Origin of the sequence: Paracoccus zeaxanthinifaciens ATCC 21588, assembly GCF_000420145.1 — a bacterium.
In the GTDB taxonomy this organism is placed as follows: domain Bacteria; phylum Pseudomonadota; class Alphaproteobacteria; order Rhodobacterales; family Rhodobacteraceae; genus Paracoccus; species Paracoccus zeaxanthinifaciens.
Map to the genome: position 1 here is coordinate 53,130 of NZ_ATUJ01000006.1, position 16,766 is coordinate 69,895.

Sequence of the window (16,766 nt, forward strand, 5' to 3'; positions counted from 1 at the left end):
AGATGAAACACCTGATGACCGCCGCGGGCATCGCGCTGGCAGCCGCCACGCCCGCCCTGTCGGAAAACTGGACGATGACCACGACCTGGCCGTCCAGCCTCGAACTGATCGAGCTGGACAAGCACTGGGTCGACCTGGCCAACAAGCTGGTCGATGACGACAAGCTGACGATCGAGTTCTACGAGGGCGGCAGCCTGGTCCCCGCGGGCGAGGTCTTCGGCGCGGTCGAATCGGGCACCATCCAGGCGGGCGCCGACTGGCCGGGCTACTGGGCGGGCCGCGACAGCGCGTTCTCGCCGCTGGCCACCACCGCCAGCCTGTTCAACGCGGTCGATTACGTGAACTGGATCCAGGAATGGGGCGGCGCGGATCTCTATAACGAGGTCTATGGCAAGTTCGGCATGGTCTACCTGCCCTATGGCGTGACGAACAACGAGTCGGGCTTCCGCACCGTCGACAAGCCGATCCGCACGCTGGACGACCTTCAGGGCCTGCGCCTGCGCCTGTCGGGCCTGGAACAGGGCAAGCTGCTGGAGAAGCTGGGCGGCAACCAGGTCAGCATGGCCGGCGGCGAGATCTATCAGTCGCTGGAGCGCGGCGTGATCGACGGGTCGGAATTCTCGACGCCGAATGTCGATTTCTCGGGCGGCTTCCAGCAGGTCACGAAATACTGGTCGACGCCCGGCTGGCACCAGTCGTCCTCGATCTTCGGCGTGATGATCAACAAGGCCGCATGGGACGCGCTGGACGACGAGACGCGCGAGCGGCTGGAAATCGCGGCCGATGCCACCCTGCTGTGGTCGCTGGCCTTCACCGAGAAGCGCGCCACCGAGGCCTATGCCCAGTTCCAGGAGGCCGGGACCGAGATCACGCGCTTGGACGATGCCGCGCTGGAGCAGGTGCAGCAGATGGCCAACGAGACCATCACCGAGGTCGCCTGCGAGAACCCGCTCTCGGCCAAGGTCTATGCCAGCCAACTGTCCTACCTGCAGGACTATGGCAGCTGGCGCGACGCCTCGGCCCCGTTCAACCTGGGCCGCACGCCGAACGGTCCGGACCTTGCGGCGATCGAGGCTTGCGCAAACTGATTGCCCTCGGATAGAGCGACAAGTATCGGGCGGGGAACGATTTCCCCGCCCTTCTCGTTGACAGGCAGGTCAAACAGCACCATCCTTCCCCCTATTCAAGAGGACTGATCATGGGCGACAAGACGCTGACCCGGATGGATCTTGCCGAAGCGGTATTCCGCGAAGTGGGCCTGTCGCGTCACGAATCCGCACAGCTTGTCGAAAGCGTGCTGAACCATGTCTCGGATGCACTGGTTCGTGGCGAACAGGTCAAGATCTCGTCCTTCGGCACCTTCTCGGTGCGCGACAAGAACGAACGCATCGGCCGGAACCCCAAGACCGGGGAGGAGGTGCCGATCACGCCGCGGCGGGTGCTGTCCTTCCGGCCCTCGCATCTGATGAAGGACCGCGTTGCCGCCGGCAACAAGCGATAGGAACCGCAAGCCCCGATGCAGAAAGGCGCAGAGGCATTCCGTTCGATCGGCGAGGTCGCAAGCCTGATCGGCGTTGCGCCCCATGTCCTGCGCTATTGGGAAACGCAATTCGCCCAGTTGAAGCCGATGAAGCGCCCCGACGGGCGGCGCTATTATCGCCCGGCGGACGTGGCGCTGGCCGCGGGCATCTGCGTGCTGCTGCGCGATGACGGGCTGACCATTCGCGGCGCCAAGAAGCAGATCGGCGCCGACCGTGGCGAGGCCGTCCGCAAGCTGGGCCTGGGCCGCATCGCCGAACCCGCGCCCGCCGCGACCGAAGCGCCCGCACCGGAACCCGTCGCGCATGACGATACCCCCGCATGGCTTGCCCGCCTCGGGCATCTGACCCGCCTTCTGCGCGACATCACCCCTGCAGATGCGCGCCGTCGCGGCGTTTTTCCCCTGCTGGGACAGGCCCATGACGCGCTGACGCGTCTCGGCTGAACAAGTTCGTCGTTTTCATGAAGATTTCCGCTCTGCAGGTCTTGTGCATCCCCGCCGGATCGCACTATACGGAGCGCGTCGGGCCGTGGCGCAGCCTGGTTAGCGCGTCCGTCTGGGGGGCGGAAGGCCGCGAGTTCGAATCTCGCCGGCCCGACCATTCCGAAAACGCCCATCCCTTTGCGGGGATGGGCGTTTTTCGTTTCCGCCTGCAAGGAAGTTCCAGATGAACGGTGTCCTGCCCGACCGCCAGATCCGCGCCATGATCGATGGCGGTGCCATCGCCGCGGACCACCCCTTCATTCCCGAACAGATCCAGCCCGCATCGCTGGACCTGCGGCTTGGCCACAAGGCGTATCGCCTGCGGGCCAGCTTCCTTGCGGGGCGGGATCGGCGAATCGCCGACCGGCTGGCGGATTTCCAGATGCACCAGATGGATCTCAGCGACGGGGCGGTGCTGGAACGCGGCTGCGTCTATCTGGTGCCGCTGATGGAGCGGATCACCCTGCCCAAGGGCGTTCAGGCCGTCGCCAACGCCAAGTCCTCGACGGGGCGGCTGGACCTGCTGACGCGCCTCGTGACGGATGACGGCACCGAGTTCGACCGCCTGCCCGAGGGGTATGACGGACCGCTCTATGCCGAGATCTGCCCGCGCAGCTTCTCGGTCCTGGTCAGGCCGGGGATGCGCCTGAACCAGCTGCGCCTGCGGCAGGGACAGGCGGTGCTGGACGACAGCGATCTGGCAGCGCTGCATGCCGATCAGCCGCTGACCGGCGACACGCCCGCGCTGATCGACCAGGGCCTGGGCTTCTCGGTCGATCTGCGGGCTGCGACGGGGGACCTGGTGGGCTATCGCGCGCGCCCCCACAGCGGCGTGGTGGACCTGGACCGGATCGGCGCCTATGACGCCCGCGATTTCTGGGACGAGCTGCGCACGTCTGACGGGCGGCTGATCCTGGATCCCGGCGCGTTCTACATCCTCGTCAGCCGCGAATCGGTCGCCATTCCCGCGGATTATGCCGCCGAGATGGCCCCCTATCTGGCGATGGTGGGCGAATTCCGCGTCCATTACGCGGGCTTCTTCGATCCGGGCTTCGGCATCGGCCACCAAGGTCGCGGCGCCCGCGGCGTTCTGGAAGTGCGCTGCCACGAGGCGCCCTTCGTTCTGGAACACGGGCAGGTCGTGGGCCGCCTGATCTATGAACGGATGGCGGCGCGTCCCGACCGCCTCTACGGTCAGGACATCGCCTCGAACTATCAGGGGCAGGGCCTGAAGCTGGCCAAGCAGTTCCGTTAAAGCGGGCCCGTCTGCCATAGGCGGATCTTCAGCCCGCCATGCGCCACGATGGGGCCCGGCGGCTGGAACGGCAGGCCCGTGGCCTTGGCAAGGCCCCCTTCGCTGGTGACGATGCCGATGCGCCAGCCCTGGAAGCGTTCGCGGAACACCTCGCCCATATTGGCATGCAGGCCGAACAGCGGCCCCTTGTTCCCGATCCGCGCGCCATAGGGCGGGTTCACGATCACGATGCCCGGCGCGCAATCGGGGCGCTGCAGGTCGGCGATGGCGCATTGGCGGAACCGCGCGGTCCCCGCGACGCCCGCGCGTTCGGCATTGGCCTGCGACATGCGGATCGCGCCCGCATCGCGGTCCGAGCCGAAGAACTGCTGCGGCGCCTTGCCCGGCGCGGGCGGCGCCATCGCGGCCCATGCGTCCGGGTCGAAATTCGCCAGCCGCTGGAAGGCGAAGCCGCGGCTGCGTCCGGGGGCCAGTCCCGATGCGATCTCGGCGGCCTCGATCGCGAAGGTGCCCGACCCGCACATCGGGTCCAGCACCGGCTGGCTGCCGTCGAAGCCCATCTGCGACAGGAACATCGCGGCCATCGTCTCGCGCATGGGGGCCTTGGCGACGGCCTCCTTGTGGCCGCGCTTGTGGAGCGACTCGCCGGTCGAATCGATGCTGAAGGTGACCAGGTCGTCCTCGATCCGTGCCTTGACGACGATCGCGCCCTCGCCCCCTTCCGGGAGGTTCAGCGTCTCGGCGATGGCACGCTCGATCCGCTGCGTGGCGGCCCCGGCATGGTAGATGCGCGAGGCGCGGCAGACGGTCTCGACCTTGACCGGCAGGTCGCGGGGCAGGATGTCGGCCCAGGGGAACTTGCGCGCGCGCTTGTCCAGCTGCGCAAGGTGCATCGCGCGGAACCCGCCGATCCGCACCAGCACGCGGGTCGCGCCGCGCAGCCACAGATTCGCGCGCCAGACATCGGGCCAGCCGCCGCGGATGGTCACGCCACCCGGCTGCTGTTCCGGTTTCCAGCCAAGCGCCGCTGCCTCGGCGGCCAGCGGTGCTTCAAGACCCGGCGTCGCCACCAGGAAGATTTCGAGATCGTTCTGCTCCATCGCCATGCCCTAGCGCGGGCCGGCGACAAAGCAAAGCCTTCAGCGTCGCGTCATCCGGTTCACGTTGCGCATCCGCTTCTTCAGATCGCCCGTCTGGACATCCTGCTGCGGACCGCCCTGCTGGCCGCCCTTGCGCGACAGCGTATTCATGCCCTTGTTGATCCCCCAGTTCATCGCGCGCCGCGCGACAAGCCTGGTGAACATGTTGACAAGCTGGTTCATGTTCATGGCCGCGTTCCCCTATTCATCCTCGAACAGATCCTCGGCGGGACCCTCGGGTTCAATATCGTCCTCGTCGTCGCGTCCCACAAGGGGCGGGGCCAATCCGTCCGAGGGCGGGCGCGATTCCAGCAGCCCTGCCGCGCGCAGTTCCGACAGCCCCGGCAGATCGCGCGCCGATTCCAGCCCGAAATGATCGAGGAAGCCTTCGGTCACCACGAAGGTCGCGGGGCGGCCCGGGGTCTGGCGACGGCGACCCATGCGGACCCACTCCATCTCGATCAGCTGGTCCAGCGTGCCGCGATTGACGGCGACACCGCGGATCTCCTCGATCTCGGCGCGGGTGACGGGCTGGTGATAGGCGATGATGGCCAGCGTCTCGATCGCGGCGCGCGACAGGCGGCGGGCCTCGACGGTCTCGGTCTGCATGAGGAAGGACAGGTCGGGCGCGGTGCGGAAGGCATAGCCGTCGCCGATCCGTTCCAGCACCACCCCGCGCCCCGCATAGGATGCCCGCAATGCGCGCACCGCCTCGGCCGGGTCGCAGCCCTGCGGCATCCGCGCGGCCAGTTCGCGCATCGACACGGGCGCGGGTGCCGCGAACAGAATCGCCTCGACCATGCGTTCCTGTTCGGCCATGGGCGGGGGCGGGAAATCGGCGGTGTCAGGCGCGGTCGTCATTGCTTCTTTCGCGATAGGAGATGGGCGCGAACGTGTCGGACTGGCGTATCTCCAGCCTGCCCTGCCGCGCAAGTTCCAGCGAGGCCGCGAAGGTCGCGGCGGTCGCGCTGCGCCGGCGCGCAGGCTCGGACGACCAGCCCTCGGGCAGGAAGACCGACAGGTCCGTCCACTGCCCCGCAAAGCCGATCATGCGCCGCAGCCGGTCCAGCGCCTGTTCCATGGTGAAGACGTCGGTACGGTCGAAGGCGAAGGGGCGGAACTCGTCCTTGGTCTTCAGCCGGGCATAGGCGCGCATCAGGTCGATCAGCCCGGCCTGCCATTCGGTCCGCCGCGCCCGCGTCACCGTTTCCGGCGCCCCGCGGGCAAAGCGGGTCTGCCCCAGCCGGTCGCGGCCCATCAGCCGTTCGGCGGCCTGGCGCATGGCGGACAGCCGCTCCAGCTGGAAGGCCAGATGCTCGGCCATGTCCTCGGCCGATGGGCCCTCGGCCTCGGGGTCGGGCGGCAGCAGCAGGCGCGACTTCAGGAAGGCCAGCCAGGCCGCCATCACCAGGTAGTCGGCGGCCAGCTCGATCCGCAGGGCGCGCGCCTTCTCGACGAAGACCAGGTACTGCTCGGCCAGTTCCAGGACGCTGATCTTCAGCAGATCGACCTTCTGTGTCCGCGCCATGGTCAGAAGCAGGTCCAGCGGCCCCTCGTAACCCTCGACATCGACGATCAGCGCCTCGTCCGCGCGGCGCTGCGCGACGGCATCGGCGTCGTGATCGGGGTCCGGAACGGGCCGCAGATGGGGGGCGTGGGGTCGGGGCAAAGGGGTATCCTTGGCGGGCGGGGCAAGGACCGAAGCGTCCCGCCCCCTGCCCTGTCTGTCAAGCGATGGCGCGGGTCAGGTCCTGCCATTCGGCCAGCAGGGCAGCCTGATCGGCGGCCTGCGGCGGATGGCGCAGGGCCAGCGCGGCATCGGCGCGGCGCAGCGCATCGGGGCCCATCGCGCCCGCGGCCTCGACCACGGGGCGCATCTGGGCGATGTCGCCGTTGCAGTGCAGCACCACGTCGCAGCCCGCCTGGACCGAGGCGCGGGCACGGTCGGCATGGCTGCCGGGCAAGGCGTTCATCGTGATGTCGTCGGTCATCAGCAACCCGTCGAAGCCGATATCGCGGCGGATCGCGTCGATCACCGCAGCCGAGGCCGTGGCAGGCCGGTCGTCCAGCGCAGTAAAGCGGATATGCGCGGTCATGCCCAAAGGCAGGTCCGCCAGCGCGCGGAAGGGCGCGAAATCCAGCGCCGACAGGTCGCCCGCATCGGCATCCACCACGGGCAGATCGTGATGGCTGTCGGCCTGCGCGCGGCCATGGCCCGGCATGTGCTTGACCACGGGCAGCACGCCCGCATCCAGCATCCCCTGTGCGGCGGCCCGGCCCAGCTGGGCGATCCGCGCCGGGTCGGTCCCGAGGCAGCGGTCCCGCAGGAAGGGATGGGTCGCGTCCTGCGCCACGTCCAGCGTCGGCGCACAGTTCGAATCGATCCCGACCGCGCGCAGTTCCTGGCCGATCAGGTGATATCGCAGCCACATCGCGCGCGGACCGGCATCGGCCTGCGACAGCGGCGCGGGCCAGTCGCGCCAATGCGGCGCGCGCAGGCGCTGCACGCGCCCGCCTTCCTGGTCGACCGTGATCAGCGCATCGCGACCGACCGCCTCGCGCAGGTCATCGGTCAGGCGGCGCAGCTGATCGGGGCTTTCGACATTCCTGCCGAACAGGATGAAGCCCCAAGGATCGGCCTCGCGGAAGAAGGCGGCCTCGTCGGCGGTCAGGACCGTTCCGGCGATGCCGCCCAGGATCGTCGCGCTGGTCATCGGCTCAGTTCAGCGCCAGGCAGTCGGTTCCCGACGATTTCAGCGCCGAGCAAAACTCGCGTGCCTGCGACAGCGACCCGAAGCCCGCAACGCGCAGGCGCCAGAAGGTGCGCCCGTTCGACTGGTGCTGCTGGATCACCGGCGATTTCCCCGAGAACAGCCCCGAGTTGCGGCCCGCAAGGCGCTGCCATTCGCCCTGCGCGATGGCGTTGCTGTCGAAGGCGCCGACCTGGACCACCGGACCGCTGGCCGTGCTGGCAGCGACGGGCGCGGGTTCGGGCGCGGGACGTTCGGCTGGTGCCGCCGCGGCGGCTGCGGGTGCCGCATCGGTGCGGGTCGCGGCGGGGGCTGACGCCACGCGCGTGGTGCGCGGACGGGGTGCCGGGCGGGTCGAGGCCACGAGGACGCCGGGGCTGGCCTCGGCCTGCGCCTGGGCAAGGGCCTCGGTGATGGCGGTGGCCTGCGCGGGGGCGCCGGTCTCGTCGGTGACGACGGCGGTGACCGGACCCTCGGATGCGGGGGCGTCGATGATCGCGGCCTCGTTCACGGCCTGGTCGGCCAGGGCGCGTTCCGATGCCTGGGCGGCCTCGGCCTCGGCCAGGGCGCGTGCCTCGGCATCCGACAGCGGCACGACGGGTTCACCGTCGAAGTTCAGCTGCGTCTCGGACGGGTTTGCGGGCTCGCGGGCCGTGGCACCCAGTTGCCCCATGGCAACATCATCCTCGGCCAGTTCGGTGGCGGCGGGCGCGATCGCGACCTGCGAGGTCGCACCGGCCTGTTCGCCGGCGGCGACCGTGTTCACGGCCAGACCGGTGTGATTCGTCAGCTGACCGCCCGGATTTTCCGGCGTGGTCCGCGCCTCGCCCTGGATCGCGCGGATGACCGGAACGCCCGAAACGTCGCGCGAAACCAGTTCCCACCCCCAGGCCAGAAGCCCGATCATCAACCCGACCGAGGCCAGCGCACCGACGTAATGCGTTAGCCGCGCGACCCGCGCGCCGATGCCGTCGGAACCAGTGCCTGCGGGATATTCCGCATCGGTTCCGGCCTCATCGCCGCGCCAGTTCGCCTGGTCGTAGGAGAATTCGCGCTTCACCTTGTGGCGCGAGAACACATAGCCGCCTTCGCGGAAATCCATCACTGCCATGTCTGCCTGCCTGCCGGTTTGCCCGGGTTTCGTTGACTGCCTTGGTATGGCCGGCGGCGGAGGCTGTTGGTCAGCGCATTTCTTCCGCCGGTCTGACGCCAAGAATAGCGAGACCGCCCGAAATCACAACGCCGACGGCCCGTGCCAGTGCAATTTTTCCCTGGCTCGTGGCCGCGTCGCCTTCTTGCAGAAAGCGCAATGACAGATCGTCATTGCCGCGATTCCACAGCGAATGCAACTCCGACGCGATCTCATAGAGGAAGAACGCGATGCGATGCGGCTCGTGCGCGCGGGCGGCATGTTCCACCAGGCGCGGCCATTCGGCGATCTTGCGGGCAAGGTCCAGCTCGGCCGGATGCGACAGGACGGACAGGTCGGCGGCCGTCAGCGCCGCATCGGATGCGTCGATCCCTGCCTCGGCCGCGCGGCGCAGGACCGAGTTCACGCGCGCATTGGCGTATTGCACGTACCAGACGGGGTTGTCCTTGGACTGCTCCAGCACCTTGGCGAAGTCGAAATCCAGCGCCGCGTCGTTCTTGCGGGTCAGCATGATGAAGCGGGTCACGTCGGCGCCCGCCTCCTCGACCACGTCGCGCAGGGTGACGAAGGTGCCGGCGCGCTTGGACATCTTGAACGGCTCGCCGTTCTTGAACAGCTTGACCAGCTGGATCAGCTTGATGTCCAGCGGCACGCGACCGTTCGACAGCGCCTTGACCGCCGCGTTCATGCGCTTGACATAGCCGCCGTGATCGGCGCCGAACACGTCGATCAGCTGGTCGAAGCCGCGGTCGATCTTGTCCCAGTGATAGGCGATGTCGGGCGCGAAATAGGTCCAGGCCCCGTCCGATTTCTGGATCGGGCGGTCCACGTCGTCGCCATGCGCGGACGACCGGAACAGCAGCTGCTCGCGTTCCTCCCAATCCTCGGGCAGCTTGCCCTTGGGCGGTTCCAGCACGCCGCGATAGATCAGGTCCATGCCGCGCAGCCGCTCGATCGCGGCCTCGATCCGGCCCGAACCGTAAAGCGCCTTCTCGCTGCTGTAGACATCCATGCGGACGCCCAGGGCGTCGAGGTCCTCGCGGATCACCTCCATCATGGCCTCGGTCGCGAAGTCGCGGATCTCGGCCAGCCATTCGGATTCGGGGCGGTCCAGCAGGCTGTCGCCGTATTTCGCCTTCAGCGCCTCGCCCACCGGGATCAGGTAGTCGCCGGGATAGAGCCCCTCGCGGATCTCGGGCTCCAGCCCGTTCGCCTCGCGGTAACGTTCGTATGCCGAGCGTGCCAGCACGTCGACCTGCGCGCCGCCGTCGTTGATGTAGTATTCGCGCGTGACGTCATGCCCCGAGAAGTCCAGCAGGTTCGCCAGCGCATCGCCGAAGACCGCGCCGCGGACATGGCCCACATGCATCGGGCCGGTCGGGTTCGCGCTGACGAACTCGACATTGACCTTCTGCTCGGCACCGATGGTCGAGCGCCCGTAATCGGCGCCCGCGACCAGCGCGTCGCGCACGATGCCCTGCCAGACGGCGGGCGACAGGCGCAGGTTCAGGAAGCCCGGTCCCGCCACCTCGGCCGAGGTGATGCGGTCGTCGGTCAGCCGCGCGGCCAGACGTTCGGCGATGTCGCGGGGCTTCAGCCCGGCGGGCTTGGCCAGCACCATCGCGGCATTGGTCGCCATGTCGCCATGGGCGGGATCGCGGGGCGGTTCGACCGTGACATTGGCATGGTCCAGGCCCTGCGGCAGCTCGCCGGCCTCGGCCATCTGGTCCAGCGCCTGGATGACGCGGTCGCGGAGATCGGTGAAGAGGTTCATGGTAGGCTTCCTGATTGACCCACGCGGATTAGCCCCTGCCGCGCCCGAAGGTCAACAGCCCGCACCCGCCTCACCGGTCGTCCCCGCTGCTTTCGATCAGGCCGGGATCGTCCTTGGCGGTCTCGGCCACCTCCTCGATCTCGGTGCGGCGGGGCTGGCCGCCGGGGACCGATCCGTTGCCCTCGCCCCGCCGGACGGCCTCGGCCTCGGCGCGGGCGACGGCGCGGCCACCGTCGCCGGGGGCGGATTCGGCTTCGGCGGCAAGACGCTCGGCGGTTTCGCGCGGCAGCATGGACACGATATGCGTGTCGGGCTTGCCCACCAGGTCGGCATCCTCGTGGATGAACCACATCTCGGATCCCTGGACGACGACCAGCGGAACGGCCTCGGGGCGGGCCTCGCGCCAATGGTCCAGCGTGTATTCCTCGGTCAGGCGGGTGGTGCGGAAGATCCAGCCCTCGGCCAGCAGGTCCAGGTACTGCGCCAGCGTCCGGTTGCCCATGATCGTCTGGCCGCCCAGCTGGTTCGGCAGGGCGTGGCGGGCGCGATCCTCCTTGTGGCGGGCCAGCTGCCAGATCGCCTCGCGCCCGTATTCGGGGGCAAGGTCGGTCGCCACCAGCGTGTTGTAGGCGTCGTTGTCGGATGCCGCGAGGATCGCGGAATAGGCGATGAACTCGACATTGTGTTCCGCCGCCTCGCCCAGGATGTCGCCATAGAAGGTGTGGACCCCGGCGGCGCGGGCGGTGCGCAGGTGGTCGCGGTTCGTGTCGGTGACCAGCACGTTCACCCCGGCCTTCTCCAGCGCCTTGGCAAGGCCGGTGGCGAACAGCGAACCGCCCACCACCATCAGCCCCGGCTTGTCCCCCGAGGTCAGCCCCAGCCGCGCGGCCAGCGGTTTCAGCGCGAAGCCGTGCAGGATGACGGTCGCAAGGACCAGCAGGAAGGCCAGCGGCGCGATCTGGGCCGCATCCTCGAAGCCCGCCGCGACCAGCCGTTCACCGAAGATCCCCGCGACCGAGACCAGCACCACCCCGCGCGGCCCGGTCAGCGCGACCAGCAGCCGTTCGTTGCGCGGCAGGTTCGTCCCGATCAGCGACACCAGCACCGTCAGCGGACGCGCCACCAGCACGACCAGCGCAAGGAACAGCGCGGCGCGCCATCCCAGCAGGGCCATGTCCTCGAACTGGATGCCCGCGGCCAGCAGGATGAAGACGCCGCTGACCAGCAGGATCGTGGCGTGTTCCTTGAAGCGGTGCAGCTCGTGATAGCTGGGCAGGTTGCTGTTGGCGATCACCAGGCCCATCACCGTCACCGCCAGCAGGCCGGATTCGTGCAGCAGCGCGTCCGAGACCGCGAAGACGATGATGACCAGCACGAAGAGCAGCGGCACCTTCATGTATTCGGGCACCCAGCCCAGCCGGAAGGCGCGCGCCACGAACCAGCCCGCCGCGCCGCCGACGACCGTCGCGAAACCGATCCCGAGGGCCAGCTGCAGCACCGCATCGCCCCAGCCGAGGCCGGTGTTCAGGACCAGGACCACCTCGAGCGCCAGGACCGCGGCCAGCGCGCCCAGGGGGTCGTTGACGATGGCCTCCCATTGCAGGACCTGCGCGGGGCGGGATATCAGCTTGGCCTGGCGCAGCAGCGGCGCGATCACGGTGGGGCCCGTGACGATCATGATGCCCCCGAAGACCACCGCGCTGGCCCAGCTGAGCCCCGCGCCGTATTTCAGCGCCAGCGCCGACATCAGCCAGCCAAGCGGCGCGCCCACATAGACCAGCCGCCTGACCGCGGGCCGCGCATCCGCCAGCTGCTTGAAGCTGAGCGTCAGCCCCCCCTCGAACAGGATCACCGCGACGGCCAGCGCGATCATCGGCTGCACCAGGTCGCCGATGTCGCGTTCGGGCACGAAGATGCCCGTGACCGGCCCCAGCAGCAGGCCCGCCGCCAGCATCAGCACGATGGCGGGCATCCGGAACCGCCATGCCAGCCACTGCGCGCCCACGCCCGCCGCGCCGACGATGGCGAAGGCCTGCATCGGGCTGAGCCCGCCGGTGATCTCGGTTGCCATTGAATTCATCCCCATGGTTTGCGGACCATCATATCGAAGCCGCGTCGTGGAACCACCACCATCGTGTCGGGTTCCCCTGCCTGTGCGAGGGATGATCGGCCGCGGGCGCAAAAGATTGACCTTTGGGACACATTGTTCTAGGGCGTGCGGGCCTGTATCCGACAGGCAGTACGGCGGGGCGTGCGGAATTGCGTCCCATCAGATCGGCGCCTTGAACGGATCGGCGCCGCGACATGGAACGCGACGCGCCTTCGGGTGCGGCCCAGTGGAAAGCCCTGAATGACCAAGTTCACCGATCTCAAGCTCGACCCCAAGGTTCTGAAGGCCATCGCCGAGGCAGGCTATGAGCAGCCGACGCCGATCCAGGCCGGTGCCATCCCGCCCGCGCTGGAAGGCCGCGACGTGCTGGGGATCGCGCAGACGGGGACCGGCAAGACCGCCAGCTTCACCCTGCCGATGATCACGCTGCTGGGCCGTGGCCGGGCGCGTGCGCGCATGCCGCGCAGCCTGGTGCTGTGCCCGACGCGCGAACTGGCCGCCCAGGTGGCCGAGAATTTCGACGTCTATGCCAAGCACACCAAGCTGACCAAGGCGCTGCTGATCGGCGGCGTCAGCTTCGGCGAACAGGACAAGCTGATCGACCGCGGCGTTGACGTTCTGATCGCGACGCCGGGCCGCCTGCTGGACCATTTCGAACGCGGCAAGCTGATCCTGACCGACGTCAAGGTCATGGTCGTGGACGAGGCCGACCGCATGCTGGACATGGGCTTCATCCCCGATATCGAGCGCATCTTCCAGCTGACGCCCTTCACGCGCCAGACGCTGTTCTTCAGCGCCACCATGGCCCCCGAGATCGAGCGCATCACCAACACCTTCCTGCACGCGCCCGAACGCATCGAGATCGCCCGCCAGGCCACCACGAGCGAGACGATCACGCAGCGCCTGGTCGAGCTGGCGCCCCCGCGCCGCGACCTGGTCGCCAAGCAGAAGCGCGACCTGCTGCGCGCCCTGGTCGATGCCGAGGGCGAGAAGCTGACCAACGCGATCATCTTCTGCAACCGCAAGACCGACGTGGACATCGTCGCGAAATCGCTCAAGAAGCACGGCTATGACGCCGCGCCGATCCATGGCGACCTGGACCAGAGCCAGCGGACCCGCACGCTGGAATCCTTCCGCGACGGCGGGCTGCGCCTGCTGGTCGCATCCGATGTGGCCGCACGCGGCCTCGACATCCCCGCCGTCAGCCACGTCTTCAACTACGACCTGCCCAGCCATGCCGAGGATTACGTCCACCGCATCGGCCGCACGGGTCGCGCCGGTCGTCTGGGCACCGCCTACAGCATCGCCACGCCCTCGGACGAGAAATACCTGACCGCCATTGAATCGCTGGTGAAGATGACCCTGCCCCGCGCCGACATTCCCGAAGGCTTCCAGGCCTCGACCGCCCCGTCGCGGGCACCGAAATCCGATGACCGCGAAGAGCGCAAGTCGGGCGGCACCCGCACCCGCAGCCGCCGCCGCAAGGACGACCAGTCCGAGGGCCGGCAGCCCGAATCCCGGCAGTCGGAGACCCGCCAGCCCGAGGCCAAGCAGGCCGAGGAGCAGCCCAGGCAGTCGAACGAGCGCCGCGAGGAACGTCGCGACGATCGCCGCGGCGGCAACCGCCGTGACGGTGGGCGCGACGGTGGCCGCGATCGCGGTGCGCCCGTGAAGGGCATGGGCGATCACGTCCCGCAGTTCATGCTGGTCGATCTGTGGCCGAAGGCCGGCATCACCCCGGATGACGATTCCGAGGCCGAGACCGTCGAAGCCGCACCAGCCCCCGAGGCCGAGGCCCCGAAGCCCAAGCGCAGCCGCAGCCGCAGCCGCCGCAAACCCGACGACAAGGCAGCCGACACGCCTGCCGAAGCCCCCGCCGAGGCCCCTGTCGAACAGGCAGCAGCCGAAGCCGTCGAAGCGCCCGCACCGGCAGCTGCCGAACCCGAAGCCACCTCACCCGAGGCACCGGCCGAGGAAGCCGTGACGACCGAGGAGGCTCCGAAGCCCAAGCGCCGCTCGCGCGCAAAGAAGGCCGAAACCGCCGAGGCAGCGCCCGAGGCCGAAGCCACCGAAGAGGCTCCGAAGCCCAAGCGCCGCTCGCGCGCGAAGAAGGCCGAGACCGCCGAGGCAGCGCCCGAGGCCGAAGCCACCGAAGAGGCCCCGAAGCCCAAGCGTCGTTCGCGCGCAAAGAAGGCCGACACCGCCGAGGCAGCGCCCGAGGCCGAAGCCACCGAAGAGGCTCCGAAGCCCAAGCGTCGTTCGCGCGCAAAGAAGGCCGAGCCCGAAATCCCCGCGCCGGAAAGCCCCGCGCCCGAAAGCACGGCTCAGGACAGCACCGAGGCCTGAGGCCACGATGCCCGCCGATCGCCCCCGCATCGGGTTGCGCCCGCCCCGCCTGACACGGCGCGGCAGGCCGCCCCTGCGGAGGCTTCTTCCCGATCTGGGCCTGGGCGCGGTCGCCGCGCTCGGGCTTGCGCCCTTCGGCATCTGGGCCGCGACCCCTGTCGCGCTGGCGATGCTGATCTGGCGCATGGCGCGTGCCCGCCCGGCTGCGGGCTTCTGGCACGGCTTTGCCGCGGGCCTCGGATGGTTTGCGCTGGCGATGTTCTGGATCGCCGAGCCCTTCCTTGTCGAACCCGAGATCTATGGCTGGATGGCCCCCTTCGCGGTCGTCCTGATGGCTGCGGGCGGCGCCCTGTTCTGGGCCGTTCCCGGCCTGCTGGCCGCGCGGATCGCGGGCGGGTGGCGGGCGCGCGCAATCGGCATCGCCGCCGCGCTGGCGCTGTCGGACTGGCTGCGCGGCTGGATCTTCACCGGTTTTCCATGGGCGCAGGTCGGGCAGGTCTGGATCGACACGCCCGTGGCGCAGATGGCCGCGCATGTCGGCGCGACGGGCCTGTCAGCGCTGACCCTGCTGATGGCCGCGCTGCCCGTGGCCCTGTGGCGGCCCGGTCGCCCATCCGTCCTGCCCGGCGCGATCGCGGCAATCGCGGTGCTGGGTGGTGCATGGGCCGCGGGCCTCTCGCGGCTGGCAGCGCCCCTGCCGCAGGACCGCGACCTGGTGCTGCGCATCGTCCAGCCGAACGCCACGCAGGCGCTGAAATGGGACCCCGAATGGTCGCAGGTCTTCTTCGACCGCCTGTTGGACCTGTCCGCAACCCCCGGCAGGCGCGACCTGGTGATCTGGCCGGAAACCGCCGTGAACTTCCTGCTGGAGGATGCCACACCCGTGCTGCCCGCCATGTCGCAGGCGGCGGGGGCGCCCCTGGTCATGGGCATCCAGCGTCGCGACGGGGCGCGGTGGATGAACAGCCTTGCGGTGATCGGCGATGGCGGCGCGGTCGGGCAGATCTATGACAAGTTCCACCTCGTGCCCTTCGGCGAATACATGCCCTGGGGCGATGCCCTTGCGCGGATCGGGATCACCGCCTTCGCGGCCCAGCACGGCAACGGATATTCCGCAGGCCCCGGCCCGCAGGTGATCGGCATCCCGGGCATTCCCGATTTCCAGCCGCTGATCTGCTACGAGGCGATCTTTCCGCAGCATCTGCGCGGATTGCCGGAACGCCCGGGCTGGCTGCTGCAGGTCACGAACGACGCGTGGTTCGGCAAGGTCTCGGGGCCGTATCAGCACTTGGCCCAGGCAAGGCTGCGCGCGATCGAGACCGGGCTGCCGCTGGTCAGGTCCGCCAATACCGGCGTCAGCGCGGTGATCGACGCGCGCGGCCGGGTCCGCGACAGCCTGCCCCTGAACGAGGCCGGCGCGATGGACGCGGCCCTGCCCGGCGCATTGCCCGAAACCACGTGGCTGCGCATGGGCAACCTGCCGCTGGTCCTGCTGCTGGTGGCGGTCATGGGAACGACCGCCCTGCGCAGGCGCCGCATCAGTCGCGGATGAAGCGGCTTTCCTTGATCTGATCCCAGGCCCAGACGACCTCGGACAGGCGTTCCTCGTCGGAGCGGTCGCCGCCGTTCATGTCGGGATGCAGATCCTTGACCAGCGACTTGTACTGCTTGCGGATCTCGGGGCGGGTCCAGGTGTCCTTGGCTTCCAGGATCTCCAGCGCCTTGCGTTCCGTGGGCGGCAGCTTGCGCGCGGCGACCTTGGCGCGGGCCTCGGGGGCGGTGCCGTTCGCGCCCAGGATCTCGTGCGGGTCGCTGATGCCGTGACGCGCCCATTTCTGCTCCTCGGTAGATTTCGAGAAGGGCTTGGTCGGACGTTCCCAGACGGTCGCGTTGTCGATGAATTCCTGGAACTCTTCCTCGGACTGGCCCTGGAAATAGTTCCAGTTCGCGTTGTATTCGCGGACATGGTCCTTGCAGAACCAGAAATAGTCGTCGAGGTTCCGGGGGTTCTTGGGCGCGCGATACTGGCCGGGCTCGTTGCAGCCCTCCTTCTCGCACATGCGGGTGGAGGTTTCGAACGCCCCCGACATGCCGCGCCGCCCTTTGGTCTTGCGCTTCTTGTCCTTGGCGGCGGAAATGTCGAAACCGAAGGGGTCGTTCTTGCTCATTCTCGGGCACCTCTGCGACTCGGAGGCGGCAGTGTAGGCTTTTTGACGGGA

15 protein-coding genes and 1 tRNA gene are annotated in these 16,766 nt (G+C 68.8%); 7 read left to right on the forward strand and 9 right to left on the reverse strand.

Annotation, left to right across the window (positions count from 1 at the left end):
* Nucleotides 1-2: 2 nt before the first annotated feature.
* The 5 genes from dctP to F804_RS0107735 all read left to right on the forward strand — a co-directional run bounded on the left by dctP (nucleotide 3) and on the right by F804_RS0107735 (nucleotide 3,278).
* Nucleotides 3-1,088, forward strand: coding sequence for a TRAP transporter substrate-binding protein DctP (dctP, locus tag F804_RS0107715; RefSeq protein WP_022707176.1), 1,086 nt, complete (start codon nucleotides 3-5; stop codon nucleotides 1,086-1,088).
* A 110-nt stretch (nucleotides 1,089-1,198) separates the two neighbouring features.
* Complete coding sequence (gene ihfA, locus F804_RS0107720) at nucleotides 1,199-1,501, forward strand: integration host factor subunit alpha (RefSeq protein WP_022707177.1); 303 nt, start codon at nucleotides 1,199-1,201, stop codon at nucleotides 1,499-1,501.
* A 15-nt stretch (nucleotides 1,502-1,516) separates the two neighbouring features.
* Complete coding sequence (locus tag F804_RS16920) at nucleotides 1,517-1,984, forward strand: MerR family transcriptional regulator (RefSeq protein WP_022707178.1); 468 nt, start codon at nucleotides 1,517-1,519, stop codon at nucleotides 1,982-1,984.
* 79 nt (nucleotides 1,985-2,063) lie between these two features.
* Nucleotides 2,064-2,141 (forward strand) — tRNA-Pro (locus F804_RS0107730).
* A gap of 66 nt (nucleotides 2,142-2,207) precedes the next feature.
* Nucleotides 2,208-3,278, forward strand: coding sequence for a 2'-deoxycytidine 5'-triphosphate deaminase (locus F804_RS0107735; protein ID WP_022707179.1), 1,071 nt, complete (start codon nucleotides 2,208-2,210; stop codon nucleotides 3,276-3,278).
* Here F804_RS0107735 and F804_RS0107740 read toward each other — a convergent pair.
* The 8 genes from F804_RS0107740 to F804_RS15980 all read right to left on the reverse strand — a co-directional run bounded on the left by F804_RS0107740 (nucleotide 3,275) and on the right by F804_RS15980 (nucleotide 12,162).
* Complete coding sequence (locus F804_RS0107740; RefSeq protein ID WP_028725763.1) at nucleotides 3,275-4,378, reverse strand: THUMP domain-containing class I SAM-dependent RNA methyltransferase; 1,104 nt, start codon at nucleotides 4,376-4,378, stop codon at nucleotides 3,275-3,277. The two genes, F804_RS0107735 and F804_RS0107740, sit on opposite strands and share 4 nt — an antisense overlap.
* Nucleotides 4,379-4,417: 39 nt before the next feature.
* Nucleotides 4,418-4,600, reverse strand: a complete 183-nt coding sequence (locus F804_RS15975) for a hypothetical protein (RefSeq protein WP_156845220.1) — start codon at nucleotides 4,598-4,600, stop codon at nucleotides 4,418-4,420.
* 18 nt (nucleotides 4,601-4,618) lie between these two features.
* Nucleotides 4,619-5,278: an SMC-Scp complex subunit ScpB gene (gene scpB / locus F804_RS0107750; protein WP_022707182.1), complete on the reverse strand. Its 660-nt coding sequence runs from the start codon at nucleotides 5,276-5,278 to the stop codon at nucleotides 4,619-4,621.
* Nucleotides 5,262-6,086, reverse strand: a complete 825-nt coding sequence (locus F804_RS0107755) for a segregation and condensation protein A (RefSeq protein WP_022707183.1) — start codon at nucleotides 6,084-6,086, stop codon at nucleotides 5,262-5,264. The genes scpB and F804_RS0107755 overlap by 17 nt, the downstream gene beginning before the upstream one ends.
* A gap of 58 nt (nucleotides 6,087-6,144) precedes the next feature.
* Nucleotides 6,145-7,131: a beta-N-acetylhexosaminidase gene (gene nagZ, locus F804_RS0107760; protein WP_022707184.1), complete on the reverse strand. Its 987-nt coding sequence runs from the start codon at nucleotides 7,129-7,131 to the stop codon at nucleotides 6,145-6,147.
* 4 nt (nucleotides 7,132-7,135) lie between these two features.
* Nucleotides 7,136-8,269 (reverse strand): SPOR domain-containing protein, encoded by a 1,134-nt coding sequence (locus F804_RS0107765; protein ID WP_245540333.1) that lies wholly within the window; start codon nucleotides 8,267-8,269, stop codon nucleotides 7,136-7,138.
* A gap of 79 nt (nucleotides 8,270-8,348) precedes the next feature.
* Complete coding sequence (argS, locus tag F804_RS0107770) at nucleotides 8,349-10,091, reverse strand: arginine--tRNA ligase (protein ID WP_022707186.1); 1,743 nt, start codon at nucleotides 10,089-10,091, stop codon at nucleotides 8,349-8,351.
* A gap of 70 nt (nucleotides 10,092-10,161) precedes the next feature.
* On the reverse strand, nucleotides 10,162-12,162 hold the full coding sequence (locus tag F804_RS15980) for a cation:proton antiporter (protein WP_022707187.1): 2,001 nt from the start codon (nucleotides 12,160-12,162) through the stop codon (nucleotides 10,162-10,164).
* A gap of 279 nt (nucleotides 12,163-12,441) precedes the next feature.
* On the opposite strand from F804_RS15980, the gene F804_RS15985 reads away from it, so the two are divergent.
* On the forward strand, nucleotides 12,442-14,547 hold the full coding sequence (locus F804_RS15985) for a DEAD/DEAH box helicase (protein ID WP_022707188.1): 2,106 nt from the start codon (nucleotides 12,442-12,444) through the stop codon (nucleotides 14,545-14,547).
* Nucleotides 14,548-14,554: 7 nt separating this feature from the next.
* Nucleotides 14,555-16,099: an apolipoprotein N-acyltransferase gene (gene lnt, locus F804_RS0107785; protein WP_022707189.1), complete on the forward strand. Its 1,545-nt coding sequence runs from the start codon at nucleotides 14,555-14,557 to the stop codon at nucleotides 16,097-16,099.
* Here lnt and F804_RS0107790 read toward each other — a convergent pair.
* Nucleotides 16,086-16,715, reverse strand: coding sequence for a J domain-containing protein (locus F804_RS0107790; protein ID WP_022707190.1), 630 nt, complete (start codon nucleotides 16,713-16,715; stop codon nucleotides 16,086-16,088). The two genes, lnt and F804_RS0107790, sit on opposite strands and share 14 nt — an antisense overlap.
* Between the last annotated feature and the right edge of the window lie 51 nt (nucleotides 16,716-16,766).